This is a genomic window from Escherichia sp. KTE96 (assembly GCF_000408525.1).
GTDB classification, from domain to species: Bacteria; Pseudomonadota; Gammaproteobacteria; order Enterobacterales; family Enterobacteriaceae; genus Escherichia; species Escherichia marmotae.
Genome location: NZ_KE137149.1, coordinates 2,530,526 through 2,553,047 on the forward strand (window position 1 = coordinate 2,530,526; position 22,522 = coordinate 2,553,047).

The 22,522-nt window shown below is 49.7% G+C and carries 20 protein-coding genes, 1 other RNA gene and 1 pseudogene; 12 read left to right on the plus strand and 10 right to left on the minus strand.

Annotated features, from left to right (window positions below; genetic code table 11):
* Nucleotides 1-49: 49 nt before the first annotated feature.
* The 6 genes from btuC to selO all read left to right on the plus strand — a co-directional run bounded on the left by btuC (nucleotide 50) and on the right by selO (nucleotide 5,390).
* On the plus strand, nucleotides 50-1,030 hold the full coding sequence (btuC, locus tag A1WG_RS02770) for a vitamin B12 ABC transporter permease BtuC (RefSeq protein ID WP_000956546.1): 981 nt from the start codon (nucleotides 50-52) through the stop codon (nucleotides 1,028-1,030).
* Between the two features lie 61 nt (nucleotides 1,031-1,091).
* Nucleotides 1,092-1,643, plus strand: a complete 552-nt coding sequence (btuE, locus tag A1WG_RS02765) for a bifunctional thioredoxin/glutathione peroxidase (protein WP_001154204.1) — start codon at nucleotides 1,092-1,094, stop codon at nucleotides 1,641-1,643.
* Entirely contained in the window at nucleotides 1,643-2,392 is a 750-nt protein-coding gene (btuD, locus tag A1WG_RS02760) for a vitamin B12 ABC transporter ATP-binding protein BtuD (protein ID WP_000029478.1), read from the plus strand. Before btuE ends, btuD begins: the two co-directional genes overlap by 1 nt.
* Before the next feature lie 77 nt (nucleotides 2,393-2,469).
* Complete coding sequence (locus tag A1WG_RS02755; protein WP_001209789.1) at nucleotides 2,470-2,934, plus strand: C40 family peptidase; 465 nt, start codon at nucleotides 2,470-2,472, stop codon at nucleotides 2,932-2,934.
* 243 nt (nucleotides 2,935-3,177) lie between these two features.
* Nucleotides 3,178-3,891 (plus strand): EAL domain-containing protein, encoded by a 714-nt coding sequence (locus tag A1WG_RS02750; RefSeq protein ID WP_000866247.1) that lies wholly within the window; start codon nucleotides 3,178-3,180, stop codon nucleotides 3,889-3,891.
* Between the two features lie 62 nt (nucleotides 3,892-3,953).
* Nucleotides 3,954-5,390 carry a protein adenylyltransferase SelO gene (gene selO, locus A1WG_RS02745; RefSeq protein WP_001516312.1) on the plus strand — a complete coding sequence of 479 codons (1,437 nt, stop codon included), beginning with the start codon at nucleotides 3,954-3,956 and terminating at the stop codon, nucleotides 5,388-5,390.
* A 3-nt stretch (nucleotides 5,391-5,393) separates the two neighbouring features.
* Here the strand turns inward: selO and hemP are convergent, their stop codons facing one another.
* From hemP to ppsR, 3 genes are all read right to left on the minus strand, one after another.
* On the minus strand, nucleotides 5,394-5,585 hold the full coding sequence (gene hemP, locus A1WG_RS02740) for a hemin uptake protein HemP (RefSeq protein ID WP_001516313.1): 192 nt from the start codon (nucleotides 5,583-5,585) through the stop codon (nucleotides 5,394-5,396).
* A 131-nt stretch (nucleotides 5,586-5,716) separates the two neighbouring features.
* Nucleotides 5,717-6,763, minus strand: a complete 1,047-nt coding sequence (gene aroH / locus A1WG_RS02735) for a 3-deoxy-7-phosphoheptulonate synthase AroH (protein WP_001516314.1) — start codon at nucleotides 6,761-6,763, stop codon at nucleotides 5,717-5,719.
* A gap of 156 nt (nucleotides 6,764-6,919) precedes the next feature.
* Nucleotides 6,920-7,753: a posphoenolpyruvate synthetase regulatory kinase/phosphorylase PpsR gene (gene ppsR, locus A1WG_RS02730; RefSeq protein ID WP_000368060.1), complete on the minus strand. Its 834-nt coding sequence runs from the start codon at nucleotides 7,751-7,753 to the stop codon at nucleotides 6,920-6,922.
* Nucleotides 7,754-8,085: 332 nt separating this feature from the next.
* Between ppsR and ppsA the strand changes: the two genes are divergently transcribed.
* Entirely contained in the window at nucleotides 8,086-10,464 is a 2,379-nt protein-coding gene (gene ppsA, locus A1WG_RS02725; protein WP_000069391.1) for a phosphoenolpyruvate synthase, read from the plus strand.
* 56 nt (nucleotides 10,465-10,520) lie between these two features.
* On the opposite strand, the gene A1WG_RS02720 is transcribed toward ppsA, so the two are convergent.
* From A1WG_RS02720 to ydiK, 7 genes and pseudogenes are all read right to left on the minus strand, one after another.
* Complete coding sequence (locus A1WG_RS02720) at nucleotides 10,521-11,462, minus strand: CoA-transferase (RefSeq protein ID WP_001516315.1); 942 nt, start codon at nucleotides 11,460-11,462, stop codon at nucleotides 10,521-10,523.
* Nucleotides 11,463-11,607: 145 nt separating this feature from the next.
* Complete coding sequence (gene aroD / locus A1WG_RS02715; RefSeq protein ID WP_001516316.1) at nucleotides 11,608-12,366, minus strand: type I 3-dehydroquinate dehydratase; 759 nt, start codon at nucleotides 12,364-12,366, stop codon at nucleotides 11,608-11,610.
* Nucleotides 12,367-12,396: 30 nt separating this feature from the next.
* The gene (ydiB, locus tag A1WG_RS0122435; protein WP_024191871.1) at nucleotides 12,397-13,263 is read right to left on the minus strand and encodes a quinate/shikimate dehydrogenase; all 867 of its coding nucleotides are present in this window, start codon (nucleotides 13,261-13,263) and stop codon (nucleotides 12,397-12,399) included.
* Nucleotides 13,243-14,149 (minus strand): annotated as a pseudogene (locus A1WG_RS24740) (MFS transporter); the annotation flags it as partial. The pseudogene A1WG_RS24740 and the gene ydiB, both read right to left, overlap by 21 nt.
* A 96-nt stretch (nucleotides 14,150-14,245) precedes the next feature.
* On the minus strand, nucleotides 14,246-14,602 hold the full coding sequence (locus tag A1WG_RS02710) for a YdiL family protein (RefSeq protein WP_000995294.1): 357 nt from the start codon (nucleotides 14,600-14,602) through the stop codon (nucleotides 14,246-14,248).
* A gap of 135 nt (nucleotides 14,603-14,737) precedes the next feature.
* An RNA gene (gene rprA, locus A1WG_RS23855) (antisense sRNA RprA) lies at nucleotides 14,738-14,843 on the minus strand.
* 184 nt (nucleotides 14,844-15,027) lie between these two features.
* The gene (gene ydiK, locus A1WG_RS02705) at nucleotides 15,028-16,140 is read right to left on the minus strand and encodes an AI-2E family transporter YdiK (protein WP_001516319.1); all 1,113 of its coding nucleotides are present in this window, start codon (nucleotides 16,138-16,140) and stop codon (nucleotides 15,028-15,030) included.
* A gap of 213 nt (nucleotides 16,141-16,353) precedes the next feature.
* On the opposite strand from ydiK, the gene A1WG_RS02700 reads away from it, so the two are divergent.
* The 5 genes from A1WG_RS02700 to sufB all read left to right on the plus strand — a co-directional run bounded on the left by A1WG_RS02700 (nucleotide 16,354) and on the right by sufB (nucleotide 22,520).
* On the plus strand, nucleotides 16,354-19,410 hold the full coding sequence (locus tag A1WG_RS02700) for a D-2-hydroxyglutarate dehydrogenase YdiJ (RefSeq protein WP_016242632.1): 3,057 nt from the start codon (nucleotides 16,354-16,356) through the stop codon (nucleotides 19,408-19,410).
* Nucleotides 19,407-19,817: a 1,4-dihydroxy-2-naphthoyl-CoA hydrolase gene (menI, locus tag A1WG_RS02695; RefSeq protein WP_000637992.1), complete on the plus strand. Its 411-nt coding sequence runs from the start codon at nucleotides 19,407-19,409 to the stop codon at nucleotides 19,815-19,817. Before A1WG_RS02700 ends, menI begins: the two co-directional genes overlap by 4 nt.
* A 99-nt stretch (nucleotides 19,818-19,916) precedes the next feature.
* Entirely contained in the window at nucleotides 19,917-20,105 is a 189-nt protein-coding gene (locus tag A1WG_RS02690; RefSeq protein WP_001516321.1) for a YdiH family protein, read from the plus strand.
* A gap of 550 nt (nucleotides 20,106-20,655) precedes the next feature.
* Entirely contained in the window at nucleotides 20,656-21,024 is a 369-nt protein-coding gene (sufA, locus tag A1WG_RS02685) for a Fe-S cluster assembly scaffold SufA (protein ID WP_000367150.1), read from the plus strand.
* An 8-nt stretch (nucleotides 21,025-21,032) separates the two neighbouring features.
* Entirely contained in the window at nucleotides 21,033-22,520 is a 1,488-nt protein-coding gene (gene sufB / locus A1WG_RS02680) for a Fe-S cluster assembly protein SufB (protein ID WP_001516322.1), read from the plus strand.
* Nucleotides 22,521-22,522: the final 2 nt, after the last annotated feature.

A 22,522-nucleotide genomic window follows, 5' to 3' on the forward strand; every position in this document is an offset into this window, starting at 1 on the left:
CTGAGTCACCGTAAAATCAACAGCATTATTCTGAAGCTGAACGGATATCATGCTGACACTTGCCCGCCAACAACAGCGACAAAATGTACGCTGGTTATTTACCTTGTCAGCATTAATGCTGCTGGCGCTTCTTTTAAGCCTTTGTGCTGGTGAACAATGGATCTCGCCAGATGACTGGTTTACCCCCCGAGGCGAGCTTTTTATCTGGCAAATACGTCTTCCGCGCACGCTGGCTGTGCTATTGGTTGGAGCGGCGCTGGCATTGTCCGGTGCAGTGATGCAGGCGTTATTTGAAAACCCATTGGCAGAACCCGGGCTACTCGGCGTCTCTAACGGTGCAGGTGTGGGGCTTATTGCTGCTGTATTGCTGGGGCAAGGGCAATTACCTGAGTGGGCGCTGGGACTTTGTGCTATTGCTGGTGCGCTCATTATCACTTTAATTCTCTTACGTTTTGCTCGTCGTCATCTTTCGACCAGCCGATTATTGCTGGCGGGGGTTGCATTAGGGATTATCTGTAGTGCATTAATGACGTGGGCCATCTACTTTTCCACTTCTGTTGATTTACGGCAGTTGATGTATTGGATGATGGGCGGCTTTGGCGGCGTTGAGTGGCGGCAAAGTTGGTTGATGCTGGCGTTGATTCCCGTGCTGCTGTGGGTCTGCTGCCAGTCCAGACCGATGAATATGTTAGCGCTTGGTGAGATCCCGGCGCGACAGTTAGGTTTGCCTCTGTGGTTCTGGCGCAATGTGCTGGTGGCCGCGACCGGCTGGATGGTCGGCGTCAGTGTGGCGCTTGCTGGTGCTATCGGATTTATTGGGTTGGTGATCCCGCATATTCTGCGGCTGTGCGGGTTAACCGATCATCGTGTATTGCTTCCCGGCTGTGCGTTGGCGGGAGCTACCGCATTGCTTCTCGCTGATATTGTCGCTCGCCTGGCACTGGTTTCCGCCGAGTTGCCCATTGGTGTGGTCACCGCAACCCTGGGAGCGCCAGTGTTTATCTGGTTATTGTTAAAAGCAGGGCGTTAGCCGCAAAAGACGGTCTATGATTAAAAGCTAAGATTTTTACTGACCTCATCCAGGAGACACGATGCAAGATTCCATACTGACCACCGTAGTGAAGACGATTGACGGTGAAGTGACCACGCTGGAGAAATATGCCGGTAATGTGCTACTGATTGTCAATGTCGCCTCAAAGTGTGGCTTAACGCCGCAATATGAACAGTTAGAGAACATTCAGAAAGCTTGGGCCGATCGTGGTTTTATAGTATTGGGATTTCCGTGCAACCAGTTTCTTGAGCAAGAGCCGGGCAGCGATGAAGAAATTAAAACTTACTGTACAACGACCTGGGGTGTGACGTTCCCGATGTTCAGTAAGGTTGAAGTTAATGGCGAAGGTCGTCATCCGCTGTACCAAAAATTGATTGCCGCAGCGCCGACCGCCGTTGCGCCGGAAGAAAGCGGATTCTATACGCGCCTGGCCAGTAAGGGGCGAGCACCACTGTATCCTGATGATATTTTATGGAATTTTGAAAAATTCTTAGTGGGCAGGGATGGTAAGGTTATCCAGCGTTTTTCCCCGGATATGACGCCGGAAGATCCTATTGTGATGGAAAGCATTAAACTGGCGTTGGCGAAATAATGTCTATTGTGATGCAGTTACAGGATGTTGCGGAATCAACCCGCCTGGGGCCGCTTTCTGGCGAAGTCCGGGCAGGGGAGATCCTGCATCTGGTGGGGCCGAACGGCGCAGGCAAGAGTACGTTGCTGGCGCGGATGGCCGGAATGACCAGCGGTATGGGAAACATTCAGTTTGCTGGCCAGCCACTGGAAGCATGGTCCGCGGCGAAGCTCGCGCTGCATCGTGCTTACCTTTCGCAGCAACAAACGCCGCCATTTGCTATGCCGGTATGGCATTACCTGACCATGCATCAGCATGATAAAACGCGTACTGACCTGCTAAATGATGTTGCCGGGGCGCTGGCCCTTGATGACAAACTCGGACGTAACACTAATCAACTTTCCGGCGGTGAATGGCAACGAGTGCGTCTTGCTGCGGTGGTACTGCAAATCACGCCGCAAGCCAATCCTGATGGTCAATTGCTGCTTCTCGATGAACCCATGAACAGCCTTGATGTTGCCCAGCAAAGTGCGTTAGACAAAATTCTGAGCGCGCTGTGCCAGCAAGGACTGGCGATAGTGATGAGCAGTCACGATCTCAATCACACATTGCGTCACGCGCATCGGGCCTGGTTACTTAAACAAGGGAAACTGTTAGCCAGTGGACGCCGGGATGAAGTTTTGACGCCGCCGAACCTGGCCCAGGCTTACGGGATGAATTTCCGCCGTCTGGACATTGAAGGACACAGAATGCTGATTTCGACTGCCTGATAGCAATAGCATCTTGAAAATCGGGTAATTTCGACGCTAAATTAATGCAAGAATAAAAAACAGAGGATTCGTACGGAATGCGTTTCTGCCTTATTTTAATCACAGCACTGTTTCTGGTTGGGTGTAGCCATCACAAAGCGCCGCCGCCAAATGCCAGACTTTCTGACTCTATTACCGTCATTGCCGGTTTGAACGATCAACTACAAAGCTGGCATGGTACACCTTATCGTTATGGCGGCATGAGTCGTCGTGGGGTGGACTGCTCAGGCTTTGTGGTCGTAACGATGCGCGATCGTTTCGATTTGCAGTTGCCGCGTGAAACAAAGCAGCAGGCCTCTATCGGTACTCAAATTGATAAAGAAGAGTTGCTTCCAGGCGATCTGGTTTTTTTCAAAACTGGCTCCGGGCAAAATGGTTTACATGTGGGTATTTATGATACCAACAACCAATTTATTCATGCTTCTACCAGCAAAGGGGTGATGCGTTCTTCCCTTGATAATGTCTACTGGCAGAAAAATTTCTGGCAAGCAAGACGGATCTAGTATGTCAAAAAGGACGGTGATGATACATCGCCGTCCTTTTACTTCTGAATAAAGTAGTATTTTTCAGACAAAAATTCCGTAAATGGAATATTCGTTTATAATTAGGATAATCTTAAAAGGGACCCCTGAAAAAGTGGTTAACAAGGAAAAAATGAAAGTTATCCGATCTGTATTTTTTATGCCTTATGGTCTCATCTTTTTTAGCCGGAATTGCAAAAACATTCCTGGAGAAGGGTGGTTACCATGAAGGTTCTACTGGAGAATGTTTATCATTCTGATTGCTATTTTCTGCCGATAAGAGATAGTCAGCAAAATCTTGTTGGGATTGAATTAATAACCCATTTCTCCAGTGAAGACGGTACGGTTCGCATCCCGACGACGCGGGTTATGGCGCAACTTTCCGAGGAGCAGCATTGGCAGTTATTTGTCGAGCAGTTGGAATTACTTAAATCATGCCAACATTTTTTTATTCGACACAAACTCTTTGCATGGGTTAATTTGACACCGCAAGTGGCAAGGTTATTATTAATTGATAATAATTACGCAGCCCAACTATTAAAAATTCCCTTTGTTGAATTGCGGATTAATGAAAATTATCCACAGCTTAATGAGGGGAAAGATAATTACAACCTTTTGCACTTATCGCAAATTTTTCCATTGGTATTGGGAAATTTAGGTGCGGGAAACAGTACCATGAAAGCGATATTTGATGGTCTTTTCACCCGAGTTATGTTGGATAAAGGCTTTGTTCAGCAACAAATAGCTAATACATCCTTCGCGCCATTTATTCGTGCTATTCATGCGCAAATATCACCCTGTTGCAACTATATCATTGCGGCGGGTATTGATACCTCAGGAATGTTGGCGAAAATAACGCCGTATGGTTTCCATGCCCTACAAGGAAGCTTATGGCCAGCCGTTCCCGTAAGCAAGGTAACAACTCTGGTTCAGCGATAACCCCTTTGTTTGCTGGTGTTTAAGACGAGGGTTACCGTCTACACTATCAGACAGGAGGATCTATGACCCTGTCTTTTATTACTCGCTGGCGTGATGAATTACCTGCAACTTATACATCACTTTCCCCCACGCCTTTAAATAATGCCCGGCTGATCTGGTATAACGCCGAACTGGCTAATACGCTGGGTATTCCATCGTCGCTGTTTGAAAGTGGCGCGGGCGTCTGGGGAGGAGAAACATTACTACCGGGCATGTCACCACTGGCGCAGGTCTACAGTGGTCATCAGTTTGGCGTCTGGGCGGGCCAGTTGGGTGACGGGCGCGGCATTCTACTTGGTGAGCAACAGCTTGCCGATGGCACCACAATGGACTGGCATTTGAAAGGTGCGGGGCTGACGCCTTATTCGCGAATGGGCGATGGACGGGCGGTATTACGCTCTACGATTCGCGAAAGCCTCGCCAGCGAGGCGATGCATTACCTGGGCATTCCAACGACGCGCGCTTTAAGTATTGTCACCAGCGATACGCCGGTTTATCGGGAAACGGTGGAATCGGGCGCGATGCTGATGCGTGTGGCGCGCAGTCACTTACGATTTGGCCACTTCGAGCACTTTTATTATCGCCGCGAGCCGGAAAAAGTTCGCCAGTTGGCTGATTTTGCCATTCGTCATTACTGGCCGCACCTTCAGGATGATGAGAACAAATACCGTCTCTGGTTTACCGATGTTGTCGCACGTACCGCGTCGTTAATTGCTAACTGGCAGACAGTCGGCTTTGCACATGGCGTGATGAACACTGACAATATGTCAATTCTCGGATTGACGCTCGATTACGGACCGTTTGGTTTTCTTGATGATTACGAACCGGGCTTTATCTGTAATCACTCGGATCATCAAGGGCGTTACAGTTTTGATAATCAACCTGCCGTCGCGTTGTGGAATTTACAGCGTCTGGCACAGACATTATCGCCATTTATTTCTGTGGATGCGTTGAATGAGGCACTGGACAGCTATCAGCAGGTTTTGTTGAGCCAATATGGGCAACGGATGCGCCGAAAACTGGGCTTCATGACGGAACAAAAAGAGGATAACGTTTTGCTGAGTGAATTATTCAGCCTGATGGCGCGAGAGCGCAGCGATTATACCCGCACATTCCGCATGTTGAGTCTGACCGGGCAGCACAGCGCGGCATCACCACTGCGTGATGAATTTATTGATCGTGCGGCGTTTGATAACTGGTTTGCGCGTTATCGGGCGCGTTTGCAGCAAGATGAAGTCACCGACAGCGAACGTCAGCAACTTATGCAGAGCGTCAATCCGGCGCTGGTGTTGCGTAACTGGCTGGCACAACGGGCCATCGAGGCGGCAGAACAAGGCGATATGACGGAGTTACATCGCCTGCATGAGGCGTTGCGAAATCCTTTCAGCGACAGAGATGATGATTATGTCAGCCGTCCACCGGACTGGGGCAAACGGCTGGAAGTCAGTTGTTCAAGTTAAACGCTACTTGGTCAGCAACAGTTTGCCTGCCTGTGTTTTACGTAGCAGATATTCTTGTCCGTCATGATCAATGATGAGCTTGCCATCCGGACCTAGCAGTGTCTGGCTGGCAATCCGCCGAATGGGCTGTGGAGAAGGAGCCTTCTGATTTGCATCCGTTTTAGGCGTGAGTCTGCTGCTATCCGTATAGCTCATAAAAATTAATAATAATTGATATAACAATGATTCTTATTATCAATATAATATTGCGTCAGGGCAAGTAATAATTCGTTGAGAAGACAACAGGTTGAGCAGAAATGCCCATTCCCGACGGAATGGGCACGCATTCAGAAGCGGGTATCTACCGCAGAGGCGAGTTTTTCGATCAGGTGTTCGGTATCTTCCCAGCCTAAACACGGGTCGGTAATGGATTGGCCATAGGTGAGCGGCTGACCGCCGACAATTTTTTGCGTACCTTCGCGCAGGAAACTTTCCGCCATAATGCCGGCAATCGCCGTAGAGCCATTGCGGATTTGCTGACAAATATCTTCACAGACTTCTAACTGGCGACGATGCTGCTTCTGGCAATTGCCGTGGCTGAAATCCACCACCAGATGTTCTGGTAAATCAAACTCGTGCAATGTATCGCAGGCGGCGGCGATATCATCGGCATGGTAATTCGGTTTTTTGCCGCCACGCATAATAATGTGGCCATACGGGTTGCCGCTGGTCTGGTAAATGGTCATCTGGCCGTTTTTGTCTGGCGAGAGGAACATATGGCTGGCGCGGGCAGCACGGATTGCATCTACGGCAATCCGCGTGTTGCCATCAGTGCCATTTTTAAAACCTACCGGGCAGGAGAGAGCTGAAGCCATTTCACGGTGGATCTGGCTTTCGGTTGTGCGTGCGCCAATCGCCCCCCAGCTAATCAGATCGGCAATAAACTGACCGGTCACCATATCGAGAAACTCAGTGGCAGTGGGCACACCCAGTTCATTCACCTGCAACAGTAACTTGCGCGCCAGTTCGAGGCCGTGATTTACGCGATAGCTGCCGTTTAAATCCGGGTCGGAAATTAATCCTTTCCAGCCGACAACGGTGCGCGGTTTTTCAAAATAAGTGCGCATTACGATTTCCAGCCGTGACTGGTACTGATTACGCAGCGCCTGCAGACGGGTGGCGTACTCCATTGCAGCGGTAAGATCGTGGATCGAACAGGGACCAATAACGACCAACAGTCGCTTGTCTTCACCATTCAATATTTTTTCAATTCTGCGCCGGGAATCAATTACATGGCTGGCAACGCCAGGCGTTACGGGATACCGCAGCGCGAGTTCAGCGGGCGTTACCAGACTCTCGATACGCGCAGTACGGAGTTCGTCAGTTCTGTTCATTACAAGTCTCAGAAATTTGTTGCTTCAACGGCAGGGTTGCCAGGAAGTGATGCGCATCACGATAAACCAATCCCTGCTGATTTCAAGTGCGAGGCAGGCAACACCTCGCGCAATTGACGGCATAGTAACAAAAAAACGAACTTCTATACTAGTTTTCTAGTACATTCTCCGACTAAGTCCCATGATATCAAGGATTTTGGTGGCAATCTCTTCTACCGAATAATTGGTACTGTTGATCCACGGGATCTGATTTTTACGGTACAACGCTTCCACTTCTGCGACTTCCATCCGGCACTGACGCAACGAGGCATAGCGGCTGTTCTCTCTACGTTCTTCGCGAATGGCTGCCAGCCGCTCCGGGTCAATAGTCAGGCCGAACAACTTATGCTGAAGTGGTTTGAGCGACGCAGGCAGGACCAGGTTGTCCATATCATCGGCAATAAAGGGGTAGTTTGCTGCGCGAATGCCAAACTGCATCGCGAGGTAAAGGCTGGTAGGTGTTTTACCACAGCGAGAGACGCCGAGCAGGATCACTTGCGCCTGATCCAGATTGCGCAACGAAATGCCGTCATCATGGGCGAGGGTGTAATCAATCGCCGCAATGCGCGCATCATATTTATTAAGATTATTAGGGTTCAGGCCGTGGGTACGGTGAGCAATTGGTGTCGGGTCCAGCTTCATCTCTTGTTGTAGCGGAGCAACCAGCGCCTGAACAATATCCTGACAAAACCCTTCGCTTTGCAAAATGATGTTGCGAATCTCCGGTAACACAATGGAGTAAAAGACCAGCGGGCGCACGCCCGTCTGCTGGTAAATCGCGTCGATCTGATCTTTCACCGCCCGTGCACGGCTCTCATTTTCGACAAACGGCAGCGTAATGCTGCTGATAGTAACGGGAAATTGCGACATGACTGCGTGACCTAATACCTCCGCAGTAATTGCCGTACCATCAGAAATATAAAAAACGTGGCGATCAACAGCATTATCCATTTTGTTCTTCCCGAGATGCAGACATAATTCTATGAAAGCATAAATTAAAAATGCACAGAAGCGTAGAACGTTATGACTGGTTTATAAAATGAACCTTCAATTTTATTTTTTATGAAAATAGCATTTCATTTTTATGGTTTCGTTTATACCGATGGTTTATGTGGGAATTATCGAAGATAGTGGATTTGCGCAACGCTGGGAGCAGTCTTAAAAAGCAAAAAAATATATTTGCTTGAACGATTCACCGTTTTTTTCATCCGGTTAAATATGCAAAGATAAATGCGCAGAAATGTGTTTCTCAAACCGTTCATTTATCACAAAAGGATTGTTCGATGTCCAACAATGGCTCGTCACCGCTGGTGCTTTGGTATAACCAACTCGGCATGAATGATGTAGACAGGGTTGGGGGCAAAAATGCCTCCCTGGGTGAAATGATTACTAACCTTTCCGGAATGGGTGTTTCCGTTCCGAATGGTTTTGCCACAACCGCCGATGCGTTTAACCAGTTTCTGGATCAAAGCGGCGTAAACCAGCGCATTTATGAACTGCTGGATAAAACGGATATTGACGATGTTACCCAGCTTGCGAAAGCGGGCGCGCAAATCCGCCAGTGGATTATCGACACTCCCTTCCAGCCTGAGCTGGAAAATGCCATCCGCGAAGCCTATGCCCAGCTTTCTGCCGATGACGAAAACGCCTCTTTTGCAGTGCGTTCCTCTGCCACCGCAGAAGACATGCCGGATGCCTCCTTTGCCGGTCAGCAGGAAACTTTCCTTAACGTTCAGGGGTTTGACGCCGTCCTCGTAGCTGTGAAACATGTCTTTGCGTCCCTGTTTAATGATCGCGCTATCTCTTATCGCGTTCACCAGGGGTACGATCACCGTGGCGTGGCGCTCTCCGCCGGTGTTCAGCGGATGGTGCGTTCCGACCTCGCATCCTCTGGCGTGATGTTCTCCATTGATACCGAATCCGGTTTCGACCAGGTGGTGTTTATCACTTCCGCATGGGGCCTCGGTGAAATGGTGGTGCAGGGCGCGGTTAATCCGGATGAATTTTACGTGCATAAACCGACGCTGGCGGCGAATCGTCCGGCTATCGTGCGCCGCACGATGGGGTCGAAAAAAATCCGCATGGTCTACGCGCCGACTCAGGAACATGGCAAACAGGTTAAAATTGAAGATGTGCCACAGGAACAGCGTGACATCTTCTCGCTGACCAACGAAGAAGTGCAGGAACTGGCAAAACAGGCCGTACAAATTGAGAAACACTACGGTCGCCCGATGGACATTGAGTGGGCAAAAGATGGTCACACCGGCAAATTGTTCATTGTGCAGGCGCGTCCAGAAACCGTGCGTTCACGCGGCCAGGTCACGGAACGTTATACCCTGCATTCACAGGGCAAGATTATCGCAGAAGGCCGTGCTATCGGCCATCGCATTGGCGCAGGCCCGGTGAAAGTCATTCATGACATCAGCGAAATGAACCGCATCGAACCAGGTGATGTGCTGGTCACCGACATGACCGACCCGGACTGGGAACCGATCATGAAGAAAGCGTCGGCCATCGTCACTAACCGTGGTGGGCGTACCTGTCACGCGGCGATCATCGCTCGTGAACTGGGTATTCCGGCGGTAGTCGGCTGTGGTGATGCAACCGAACGGATGAAAGACGGTGAGAAGGTTACCGTTTCCTGTGCCGAAGGCGACACCGGTTACGTGTATGCCGAACTGCTGGAATTCAGCGTGAAAAGCTCCAGCGTGGAAACCATGCCGGATCTGCCGCTGAAAGTGATGATGAACGTCGGTAACCCGGATCGTGCGTTTGACTTCGCCTGCCTGCCAAACGAAGGCGTGGGTCTGGCGCGTCTGGAATTTATCATCAACCGCATGATTGGCGTTCACCCGCGCGCACTGCTCGAGTTTGACGACCAGGAACCGCAGTTGCAAAACGAAATCCGCGAGATGATGAAAGGTTTTGATTCTCCGCGTGAATTTTATGTTGGTCGTCTGACCGAAGGGATCGCGACGCTGGGCGCTGCGTTTTATCCGAAGCGCGTCATTGTTCGTCTCTCGGACTTTAAATCTAACGAATACGCCAACCTGGTGGGCGGCGAGCGTTACGAGCCGCATGAAGAGAACCCGATGCTTGGCTTCCGTGGCGCGGGGCGCTACGTTTCCGAAAGTTTCCGCGACTGCTTCGCGCTGGAGTGTGAAGCGGTGAAACGTGTGCGCAACGACATGGGGTTAACCAACGTTGAGATCATGATCCCATTCGTGCGTACCGTTGAGCAGGCGAAAGCGGTGGTTGAAGAACTGGCGCGTCAGGGGCTGAAACGTGGTGAGAACGGGCTGAAGATCATCATGATGTGTGAAATTCCGTCCAACGCCTTGCTCGCTGAACAGTTCCTCGAATATTTCGATGGTTTTTCTATTGGCTCAAACGATATGACACAGTTGGCGCTCGGTCTGGATCGTGACTCCGGCGTAGTTTCTGAACTGTTCGATGAGCGCAATGACGCCGTGAAAGCACTGTTATCAATGGCGATCCGTGCCGCGAAGAAACAGGGCAAATATGTCGGGATTTGCGGTCAGGGCCCGTCTGACCACGAGGACTTTGCAGCATGGTTGATGGAGGAAGGGATCGATAGCTTGTCCCTGAACCCGGATACCGTGGTGCAAACATGGTTAAGTCTGGCTGAACTGAAGAAGTAAAATAAATACCCGGCGGCGTCCTGTCGCCGGGCTTACGCTATTTCCGCATACGAAACTTATTCCATGATTTCGCAATAACGCTGGGTTAATCGCTGAATAATATCTTTCCTTAACAAAAACTTTTGTATTTTACCGGATGGTGTACGTTGGTTAAGGGGCAGGCTAAGTTTGGTGCTGTCATCAAGCGTGAAGTCACCAGAAATAAAGCGATTAACCGGTGCGCCGCCATAAAGCTGAGTTTGATCGGGATCGACAACAACGATATCCACCAGATAACCCGGAATACGGACAGATTTGGGATGCAGCGTGGCTTTCTTAACCATCTTCTGCACCTGCATCATCACGATACCGCCGTTATTGTGCACCGCCTGGGCAATAACCAATGCGTCGAGATACATCACTTCATCTTCAAAGGTGGCATAGCCTTCGCTGTCGCAGGTGGTGGCGCGAATAAAGGCGATATCCGGCGCAATCGCTTTGTAATAGAGATATTCTTTATTATCAAACTCGACCAGTTTAATCAGGTCTTCGTTGGTCACTTCATTAAGTTTTCCGCCTTGTTGGCGAGGGTCGACAAATGTGCCGATACCAATATCGCTAATAATCCCCGGCTGGTGGGCAGCGGCGGCGCGCAATGTTTGGGTGAGCACACCTTGTGGATAGTTATAGGCAACAATTTTATTTTGTTCTGCAAGGTCAGAAATACGCGGCGATTGTCCCCAGTGTCCGCATAATGCCCATTTCACAAGACCTTCTTGCGCCAGCGGACTAATACCGCGATCGCCAAGCCCTGTAGGGCTAATAATTGATAAATTACGCAGTGTCTGGGGCTGCTTATATTTATCAGCAAGAACGGTAATTAATGTGGTGGCCTCCAGAATATCGCCGCCAGCGCCTAATATACAAAGCCTTGCTTCGTCGGGGATATAATTTACTGCTTCCTGTGCCGACAGGATCGGCACTCGTCCATTAATACGAGATGGTTTTACAGGTTTCATTATTTTTTTCCTGATTCAGGTGTGAATTTCCCTGCGTCAGCCAGAAAATAGCGCGCAGATATTCACGGAATATTTTTATTAAATACTCTTAAAATACTTACTTTTATTTCGGCGGGTAAGGAAGTTCCCGCCGGAGCGTTATTTATTATGCCTGATGCAAAATAGTTAATACTGTGCGTAAATCATTCACCGATATTTGCCCCGGCGCAGAGGCTTTTTTTACTGCGCCAAAGGTTGCCGCCGAACCAAATACTTCACCGGCCAGACGAGAAATTACGCCAGTTTTTGCCATCGACATCGTAATGATAGGACGATCGGCATACTGTTCCTGCATCTCCAGGGTCGCGGCAAGTAATGTCAGCACATCGCTGGTGCTTTGTGGCATCAGTGCAATTTTGGGAATATCGGCGTCGAAGGACTGCATTTTGCGCAGACGGGCGATGATTTCTTTGGCCTCTGGCGTTTTATGGAAATCATGATTGGACATGACAACCTTCACATCATGCGCGTGAGCGTAGGCGACGGTTTCTTTAACCTGATCATCGCCGGTAAATAACTCCAGATCGATCATATCGACCAGACCACTGTCGATGGCTGCGCGATTGAGCGCAATATACGCTTCTGTCGAAAGTGCCTGCTCACCGCCTTCTTTGGCGCTGCGGAAGGTAAACAGCAGTGGTTTTTCCGGCATTATCTCACGGATAGCTTTTGCCGCTGCCATGACCGACTCTACACAGGAGAGGTCGGCAAAGTGATCCACGCGCCATTCCAGAATATCAAAGTCCGCTTCACGATAGATGAGAGCTTCAGATTTCACGCTGGCGATATCTTTCGCCATCAGCGAGACAATGATTTTTGGTGCGCCCGTGCCAATGACGAGATCTTTTACGGTTACGGTTTTCATTTTTTACCCTTTCTGCACGCGGTCAGCCTGTCAGGCGTCGAACCCCATGACCTGTTTAACGTATTCCAGAGGGAAATCTTTGCCAGTCCATAACGTGAACTGTTCAGCCCCTTGCCACAACAACATGCCGTATCCATCAATCGTTTTGCAACCTGCTTGTTGCGCCTGCTGTAATAACTTCGTCATATGCGGGTTATACACGCATTCAGTGACCAGAAGTCCTGGATGTAACAAACTGATATCATTAACTAAAGACTCATTCTTAAGGGGTTTCATTCCTACTTTTGTGTCGTTGGTTAAAATGTCGGCAGAAGCCAGCGCTTCAGCAAAGGCTTGCTGGTCGGCAAGATCGGTGACGGTTACGACACAATCGGTGTTTTCATTAACCCGTTGCGCGAAGGCGAGGGCTTTATCGAAAAACTCATCCCGACGGTTAAAGAGTTTAATTTCTTTTAAACCTTCAATTGCACCCTGAGCGCCAATTGCCGTTGATGCGCCACCGGCACCTAAAAGCACCATAGTTTTGCCTTTGATATCAAAACCGCTCTCTTTAATAGCGCGAATATGACCCGTACCGTCAGTGTTATAGCCGCGCAGGTAGCCGTCATCATTGACGATGGTATTGATCGTCCCCACCAGTTTTGCCGCTGGCGTTAATTCATCAACATATTCACACGCCAGTTGTTTGTTTGGCATCGACACACCGGTTCCGCGCATTTTCAAGGCTTTTAATCCTTCAATTGCATCGGCAAAGCTGTCGTTATCCACCTCAAAGGCCATATAGGTAAATGGCAATCCCGCTTTTTCTAAGGCTTTATTCTGCATTTCAGGCGATAAGCTATGGCGGATAGGATAAGCCATCAGCCCAATTAATTCATATTTAGCCGTAACATCCATAATTAACACCAGAGCCAGCAGAGCAAAAGTGAAATCGAGAACGATGATATATTGCAGGCCGATATTCGACAGATAACCGGTAATCAGTGGAATAACAAAGTTAGCCAATCCCCCCATCATCATATAAATACTGGTGACTTTGGCTTTGCTTTTTGGGAAGAACTCTGACATGACCGAAACACCGAGCTGTAAAATACCGCCAGCAGCAGAGAAACCGATAACAAAGGCTCCGGCATTACACACCAGCGGAGAAGGGTAGAGATAGATAATGGCGGCAGTGATCGTTGCCAGCGCAGAGCTAAAAACATTAGCCCAGATGGGGCGTACCATTTTTTCAGTAGCGCAGCAAAGATAAAGACACAGACCAGCGAACCCATACGGTTTTTAAAGCCTCGGCCTCCGACATACCGGCAAATGCCATCGCATATTTGGGCATCCACACCACTATCACATAAAAGGTCGAGAATGCCGCGACACCGAACACTACCGATGAAACACCTTCCAGCCAGACTAACGGTTTGCTGTTCATTTGCGGTAATTCTCCGGCAACGCCAGCATCAACCCGTTGGCTGGGGAATTTGCTTTTCAATAGCATCAATGTAATAAGTACAAATAATATGCCTGGGATAATTAACCCATAGCCGTACCAGATGTTATTCAGCAGCATATAACTCACCAGCATTGGATAGAACATTTGCCCGAATGAGATCATCGCTTTAACCAGAATTACCGCTGAACCGGAGGCTTTCGGGAAACATTCCATCAGCGCGGGGTAGCCACCAGTATCCAGTGCTGAGTTGGCGATACCGACGCACACAGCCAGACAGTAAGCGAGGGTTAAATTCGGGCAGGCAGGAATACCAAATAAAAACAGCATTTTCATAAGTTCCACTTAGCAATTTTGCTTTAAAAAGTGTGGCGATGTTGCGTCAATATCCGGTCATTATTCTTGTAATAATGGCTATTGATTCCCGTTAAAATATCAACAAAGACGCTCAAGATCGTGCGCATATAATTCAGCGGCTACCGATTGATAAATCTTCCAGTCAATAAAATTGCCATCAGGGTAGACACGTTGAAACGCAGTTAAGTCAGGGAAGGAACGCATGGTATTATTGCCGATGCGGTTATTTATTTTCTTTATGATAGCGTGAAGATGTTTTTTTCTTTGCTGACGCATAGCCAGCAGTTGTTCAACAACGCGATCAGGAATGGCACGTTTGCCGTCTTCCCACTGTTTCCAGCTTTCACTGTCACCCGTCAGGGCAATCCAGGTCGCGCATTCATCAATAGTCATGGCAAAAATATGGCGTAGTGCCTGGAGTTCATAAGCGTTCATTGTGTAATGGCTGCATGAATAAAAGGATAAAATATAAATAACACTATCAGCCAGCTAACGGCTTGAAGAGAATCACAGTATCTTGTGCAATATTCCTGGAGATATCGAGAGGCGAGTTGTTGGGGCGAAAAAGTGTTAAAAAAAAGCCCATCATGGGAGATGGGCAAAGACTACACACAGCAATTCGTTTTTCACTCAGGGGATTCCATGCTTATAAATCAATATGTTGATTTATAACCGTGAGCTAATAGTAGGCATACGGACTTTTTGCGTCGATCAGATTCGTCTCATTAGTTTAAAAACTGTAAAGGATTTGCGACAGGTAAGCGTTGCTGAATGGCAGTAAGCAAGAGGGTGAATGAAAAAAAGGAAATATTAATTAGCCCTGATTAACAATCAGGCGGCAAAGCCGCCTGATGAGAGATTTACTTATTCGTTTTTTCAATTTCGCCCAGTTCTTCGATAATTTCCTCCGGCTGGTCAGTCGGCGGCGGGACTTCTTCCACCCACGCGGCAAACAGACGCCAGGAAACAGCCAGAAGTACCGGACCAATAAACAAGCCGATCATACCGAAGGCAATCAAACCACCGATGACCCCGGAGAGGATGAGGATGAGCGGTAAATCTGCTCCCATGCGAATTAACATCGGGCGAATAACGTTATCCAGTGTGCCGACCACGCCACTCCACACTAACAATACCGTGCCCCAGGTGGTATCGCCGGTCCAGTAAAGCCAGATGATCGCCGGAATCAACACCGGCAACGGACCAAGCTGGACAAGGCAGGAGAGGATCATTAATACCGTCAGCAGCGTGGCGTAAGGAACGCCGGAAACGGCCAGACCGATCCCACCAAGAACGGCTTGTACTAACGCAGTCACCACAACGCCCAGCGCTACTGCGCGGATAGCCTGCGCCGCCAGCAGTACAGCGGCATCACCGCGAGCGCCTGCCAGACGAGTCGCAAAATGGCGAATACCTTGCGCTACCTGTTCACCGCGCCAGTACAACAGGGCGCTGAATAACAGCATCAGCGCACAATGCACCATAAAGCGACCAATATGTGCCGCTTGTCCGACGAACCAGGTGGTGGTGGTGCCAATATAAGGACGGACTTTCGCCATGATCGCCGTCCCCCCCATATCCAGCAAATTGTGCCAGCCTGCATACAGCTTCGCGCCAATCACCGGAATGGTATTAAGCCACGCTAAATCGGGTAACGTCATGTCACCGCTGGAAATGGCTTTAATTACCGGACCGCTGCCATCGACAATACTGTTAACCAGTAAGGCAATAGGGATGATAAACACCATCACCAACAACAGCGTCATTACCAGAACGGCGAGAGAGCGGCGGCCAAACATGATTTTTTGCAAACGTAACAATACCGGCCAGGTGGCGATAACCACCGTACCGGCCCATGCAAAGCCGAGAATAAAGGGTTGAACAATCCACAGACATGCCACAATCATGATGGCTAAAAACAGCACCGAAAGCAGAATTTGTGCGACATCCCTGGGCTGACGAACATTTACCATAACTACTTTTCACCTTTTTTGTGCGTCAAATCGTCGACGCGACGTGAACACGTGAAACTCACCTGCATAATGATGAGCAATTTCAGCGGTTTTTAACAGGCCGATTCTGCCCTTAATTCTGATGGGCGTGTAAGAAAAAAATGTGGTACAACAAGTGACATAACACGCAAACGATTAATCTCTCATCACAGACCGCAGGAAAGGGTCAATATAATGATTCCACAGATTTCCCAGGCACCCGGCGTCGTTCAACTGGTGCTTAATTTTTTGCAAGAGCTGGAGCAACAGGGTTTTACTGGCGATACGGCGACAAGTTATGCCGATCGTCTGACAATGTCGACCGACAACAGCATTTACCAACTTCTCCCCGATGCGGTGGTATTTCCACGTTCAACCGCAGATGTGGCGTTAATCGCCCGTCTGGCTGCGCAGGAACGCTATTCATCGCTGATCTTCACCCCACGCGGCGGTGGCACCGGCACTAACGGTCAGGCGCTCAACCAGGGGATTATTGTTGATATGTCTCGCCATATGAACCGCATCATCGAAATTAATCCTGAAGAGGGCTGGGTGCGCGTTGAAGCTGGGGTGATTAAAGATCAACTTAACCAGTATCTGAAACCGTTCGGATATTTCTTTGCACCGGAACTTTCGACCAGCAACCGGGCAACGCTTGGCGGGATGATTAATACCGATGCTTCCGGTCAGGGATCGCTGGTCTATGGCAAAACGTCAGATCACGTGCTGGGCGTGCGGGCGGTGTTGTTGGGGGGCGATATTCTCGATACGCAACCTTTACCCGTAGAACTGGCTGAAACGCTGGGTAAAACCAACACCGCTATCGGGCGTATCTATAAAACGGTTTATCAACGCTGCCGCCAGCAGCGGCAGTTAATTATCGACAAGTTCCCCAAACTTAACCGTTTTCTTACCGGTTACGATCTGCGCCATGTCTTTAACGATGAGATGACCGAGTTCGACCTGACTCGTATTCTGACGGGTTCAGAAGGGACGCTGGCCTTTATTACCGAAGCGCGACTGGATATTACTCGTTTGCCTAAAGTGCGCCGTCTGGTGAATGTCAAATATGACTCTTTTGACTCCGCGCTGCGTAATGCGCCGTTTATGGTTGAGGCGCGCGCGCTTTCAGTAGAGACGGTGGACTCTAAAGTGCTGAATCTGGCGCGGGAAGATATCGTCTGGCATTCCGTTAGCGAACTGATTACCGATGTGCCCGACAAAGAGATGCTCGGGCTGAACATTGTTGAATTTGCCGGGGACGATGAGGCGTTGATCGACGAGCGGGTAGACGCACTCTGTGCGCGGCTGGATGAGCTGATCGCCAGCCAGCAAGCGGGCGTGATCGGCTGGCAGGTGTGTCGTGAGTTGGCTGGAGTCGAGCGCATTTATGCGATGCGTAAAAAAGCTGTTGGCCTGCTTGGCAATGCTAAAGGGGCAGCCAAACCGATCCCATTTGCCGAAGATACCTGCGTACCGCCGGAACATCTGGCGGATTATATTGCTGAATTTCGCGCACTGCTCGACAGTCACGATTTAAGCTATGGTATGTTTGGCCACGTCGATGCGGGGGTCTTGCACGTCCGTCCGGCGCTGGATATGTGCGATCCGCAACAAGAGATTTTGATGAAACAAATCTCTGATGACGTGGTGGCGCTTACCGCGAAATACGGTGGTTTGTTGTGGGGGGAGCACGGTAAAGGTTTTCGTGCCGAATACAGCCCGGCGTTTTTCGGTGAGGAACTTTTCGCTGAACTGCGCAAAGTTAAAGCGGCGTTTGATCCGCATAATCGGCTTAATCCGGGGAAAATTTGTCCGCCAGAAGGTATCGACGCGCCGATGATGAAAGTGGACGCGGTGAAACGCGGTACGTTTGACCGGCAGATCCCTATCGCAGTTCGTCAGCAGTGGCGCGGGGCAATGGAATGTAACGGCAACGGTTTATGCTTCAACTTTGATACTCGTAGCCCAATGTGCCCGTCGATGAAGATAACCCAGAATCGTATCCATTCACCGAAAGGGCGCGCGACGCTGGTGCGCGAATGGTTGCGTTTGCTGGCTGACCGTGGTGTTGACCCATTAAAACTGGAACAAGAACTGCCTGAAACGCGGGCCAGTTTGCGCACGTTGATTGCCCGCACTCGTAATAGCTGGCATGCCAATAAAGGTGAGTATGACTTCTCCCACGAAGTCAAAGAGGCGATGTCTGGCTGCCTGGCCTGTAAAGCCTGTTCAACCCAGTGCCCTATCAAAATTGATGTGCCGGAGTTCCGCTCTCGTTTCCTGCAACTTTATCACACCCGTTATTTACGCCCGCTGCGTGACCATCTGGTGGCGACGGTCGAGAGTTATGCGCCGCTGATGGCGCGAGCGCCGAAGACGTTTAACTTCTTCATTAACCAACCGCTGGTGCGCAAACTGTCGAAAAAACATATCGGCATGGTCGACTTGCCGCTGCTTTCGGTGCCGTCGTTGCAACAACAAATGGTGGGGCATCGCTCGGCAAACATGACGCTGGAACAGCTTGAAGTGCTTAATGCTGAGCAGAAAGCACGCACGGTGCTGGTGGTGCAAGACCCTTTCACCAGTTATTACGATGCACAGGTGGTAGCGGATTTTGTCCGTCTGGTCGAGAAATTAGGTTTCCAGCCCGTGTTACTGCCGTTCTCACCAAATGGTAAAGCGCAGCATATCAAAGGCTTTCTCAATCGTTTTGCAAAGACAGCGAAAAAGACGGCGGATTTCCTCAACCGCATGGCGAAGCTGGGAATGCCAATGGTGGGCGTCGATCCAGCTCTGGTGCTTTGTTATCGCGACGAATATAAGCTGACGCTGGGCGAGGAGCGCGGTGATTTTCAGGTCTTACTGGCAAATGAATGGCTGGCAAACGCACTTCAGCCACAGCCGGTGGCAGCGGTTAGTGGCGAGCCGTGGTATTTCTTTGGCCACTGTACCGAAGTCACCGCCTTGCCGGGTGCGCCAGCGCAGTGGGCCACGATATTTGCCCGTTTTGGCGCGAAGCTGGAAAATGTCAGTGTGGGTTGCTGCGGCATGGCGGGGACTTACGGACATGAAGCGAAAAATCATAAAAATTCGCTCGGGATCTATGAGTTATCCTGGCATCAGGCGATGCAGCGACTGCCGCGTAATCGCTGCCTGGCAACCGGATATTCCTGCCGAAGCCAGGTAAAACGGGTTGAAGGCACGGGGGTACGCCATCCTGTGCAGGCATTACTGGAGATTATTAAATGATATGGAAACGTAAAATCACCCTTGAGGCGCTAAATGTCATGGGTGAAGGAAACATGGTGGGGTTACTGGATATTCGCTTTGAACATATTGGTGATGACACGCTGGAAGCGACAATGCCAGTAGATCAGCGGACGAAGCAGCCTTTTGGGTTGCTGCATGGCGGGGCGTCTGTGGTTCTGGCTGAGAGTATCGGTTCCGTTGCCGGTTATTTATGTACCGAAGGCGAGCAAAAAGTCGTTGGTCTGGAAATCAATGCCAACCATGTCCGGTCGGCGCGAGAAGGGCGGGTTCGCGGCGTTTGCAAACCGCTGCATCTCGGTTCAAGGCACCAGGTCTGGCAGATTGAAATCTTCGATGAGAAAGAGCGTTTGTGCTGTTCGTCACGATTGACGACCGCCATTTTGTGACGTTGTCACCAGAAAAATGTGACGCATATTGTTTTTGGTTATTATCTGCGCAGTAAACGGTGGTATACTGTGCAGGTCTTGTCTACAAACGAGGATGCTATGTCTACTCAACTTGATCCCACCCAACTGGCTATGGAATTTTTACGCCGTGACCAGAGCAATCTTTCTCCTGCCCAATATCTCAAACGACTGAAACAATTAGAACTTGAATTCGCTGACCTGCTCACACTCTCTTCTGCTGAATTAAAAGAAGAAATCTACTTCGCCTGGCGTCTGGGCGTGCATTGATTGTGGTGTAATGCCGAAAGCTCGCCAAATCGACCTGGATTAACCTCCGTCCAGGCTCGACGGCTTCCTTAATGCTGCTTATTTTACCCGCTTGATCTCGCTTAAAAAGAATACAAATCGCAGTTTGTGTTAAAACGGTGGCCTGGTCTTATGAGATTATTCTTATCGCCCCTTCAAGAGCTAAGCCACTGTGAGTGCCGGAGATAAGCGCCGGATGGGGTAGAAACCCTTAAGTCTGTGTCGAACAGACTTAAGGGTTTTCTTATTTCTGAACTCGCTACTTTTTTACCTATCCCTTAAATAGTCATTTTCGATACAACTTTTCCTTTTCCATCACCGCCTTAACTCTATTTCTATAATAATCATTATCTAACAATGAGATACCTAATTCTTAGCGTACCTGTTAACCCACAAATCAGGGTCTATGCTTATTAAATGCAGGCAAAAAGCATGTTTTACGGGAAAGCCCCTGCGTTTGCTGGGTTGAACTGATAATCATTATCACTAACATGCTGTTATCCGCGGTAAGCGATTTAAGTGAGGTAAATCGATGGACATGCATTCAGGAACGTTTAATCCAGAGGATTTCGCCTGGCAAGGCTTAACGCTAACACCGGCAGCGGCAGCACACATCCGTGAGTTGGTGGCGAAGCAGTCGGGCATGGTCGGCGTGCGATTAGGTGTTAAACAAACGGGCTGTGCGGGCTTTGGCTATGTACTCGACAGCGTCAGCGAGCCGGACAAAGACGATCTGCTGTTTGAACACGACGGCGCGAAGTTGTTCGTCCCGCTGCAAGCGATGCCGTTTATTGATGGCACGGAAGTCGATTTCGTTCACGAAGGACTTAATCAGATATTCAAATTTCACAACCCGAAAGCCCAGAATGAATGTGGCTGTGGCGAAAGCTTTGGGGTATAGGCGGTACTATGTCTCGTAATACTGAAGCAACTGACGATGTCAAAACCTGGACCGGCGGCCCACTGAATTATAAAGAAGGATTCTTCACCCAGTTAGCCACTGATGAGCTGGCTAAGGGCATAAACGAAGAAGTGGTGCGCGCAATTTCGGCTAAGCGTAATGAGCCAGAATGGATGCTGGAATTTCGGCTCAATGCCTACCGCGCATGGCTGGAGATGGAAGAACCGCACTGGCTGAAAGGCCACTATGACAAGCTGAATTATCAGGATTACAGCTATTACTCGGCACCATCGTGCGGTAACTGTGATGATACTTGTGCGTCGGAACCTGGTGCCGTGCAACAAACGGGTGCGAACGCTTTTTTAAGTAAAGAGGTGGAAGCGGCATTTGAGCAGTTGGGCGTACCGGTGCGTGAAGGCAAAGAGGTGGCGGTGGATGCCATTTTCGATTCTGTTTCGGTTGCCACCACCTACCGTGAAAAACTGGCAGAGCAAGGGATCATCTTCTGCTCCTTTGGCGAAGCGATTCATGAACACCCGGAACTGGTGAGGAAATATCTCGGCACTGTGGTGCCAGGTAATGACAATTTCTTTGCCGCACTCAATGCGGCAGTAGCTTCCGACGGTACGTTTATTTATGTACCTAAAGGTGTGCGCTGCCCAATGGAACTTTCGACCTATTTCCGTATTAACGCAGAAAAAACCGGGCAGTTTGAGCGCACTATTCTGATAGCCGACGAAGACAGTTATGTCAGCTACATCGAAGGCTGCTCCGCACCAGTGCGAGATAGCTATCAGCTACACGCGGCGGTGGTGGAAGTCATCATCCATAAAAACGCCGAGGTGAAATATTCCACGGTGCAAAACTGGTTCCCAGGCGATAACAATACTGGCGGTATTCTCAACTTCGTCACCAAGCGCGCCTTGTGTGAAGGAGAAAACAGTAAAATGTCGTGGACGCAATCGGAAACCGGTTCAGCGATTACCTGGAAATACCCAAGCTGCATTCTGCGCGGCGATAACTCAATCGGTGAGTTCTACTCGGTGGCGCTGACCAGTGGCCATCAGCAGGCTGATACCGGCACCAAGATGATCCACATCGGTAAGAACACCAAATCGACCATTATCTCGAAAGGGATCTCCGCAGGGCACAGCCAGAACAGTTATCGCGGCCTGGTGAAAATCATGCCAACGGCAACCAATGCGCGCAATTTCACTCAGTGCGACTCAATGCTGATTGGCGCTAACTGCGGGGCGCATACTTTCCCGTATGTCGAGTGTCGCAATAACAGCGCGCAACTGGAGCACGAGGCGACTACGTCGCGCATTGGCGAAGATCAGTTGTTTTATTGCCTGCAACGCGGGATCAGTGAAGAGGACGCCATCTCGATGATTGTTAACGGTTTCTGCAAAGATGTGTTCTCTGAACTGCCGCTGGAATTTGCCGTTGAAGCACAAAAACTCCTCGCCATCAGTCTTGAACATAGCGTCGGATAAGG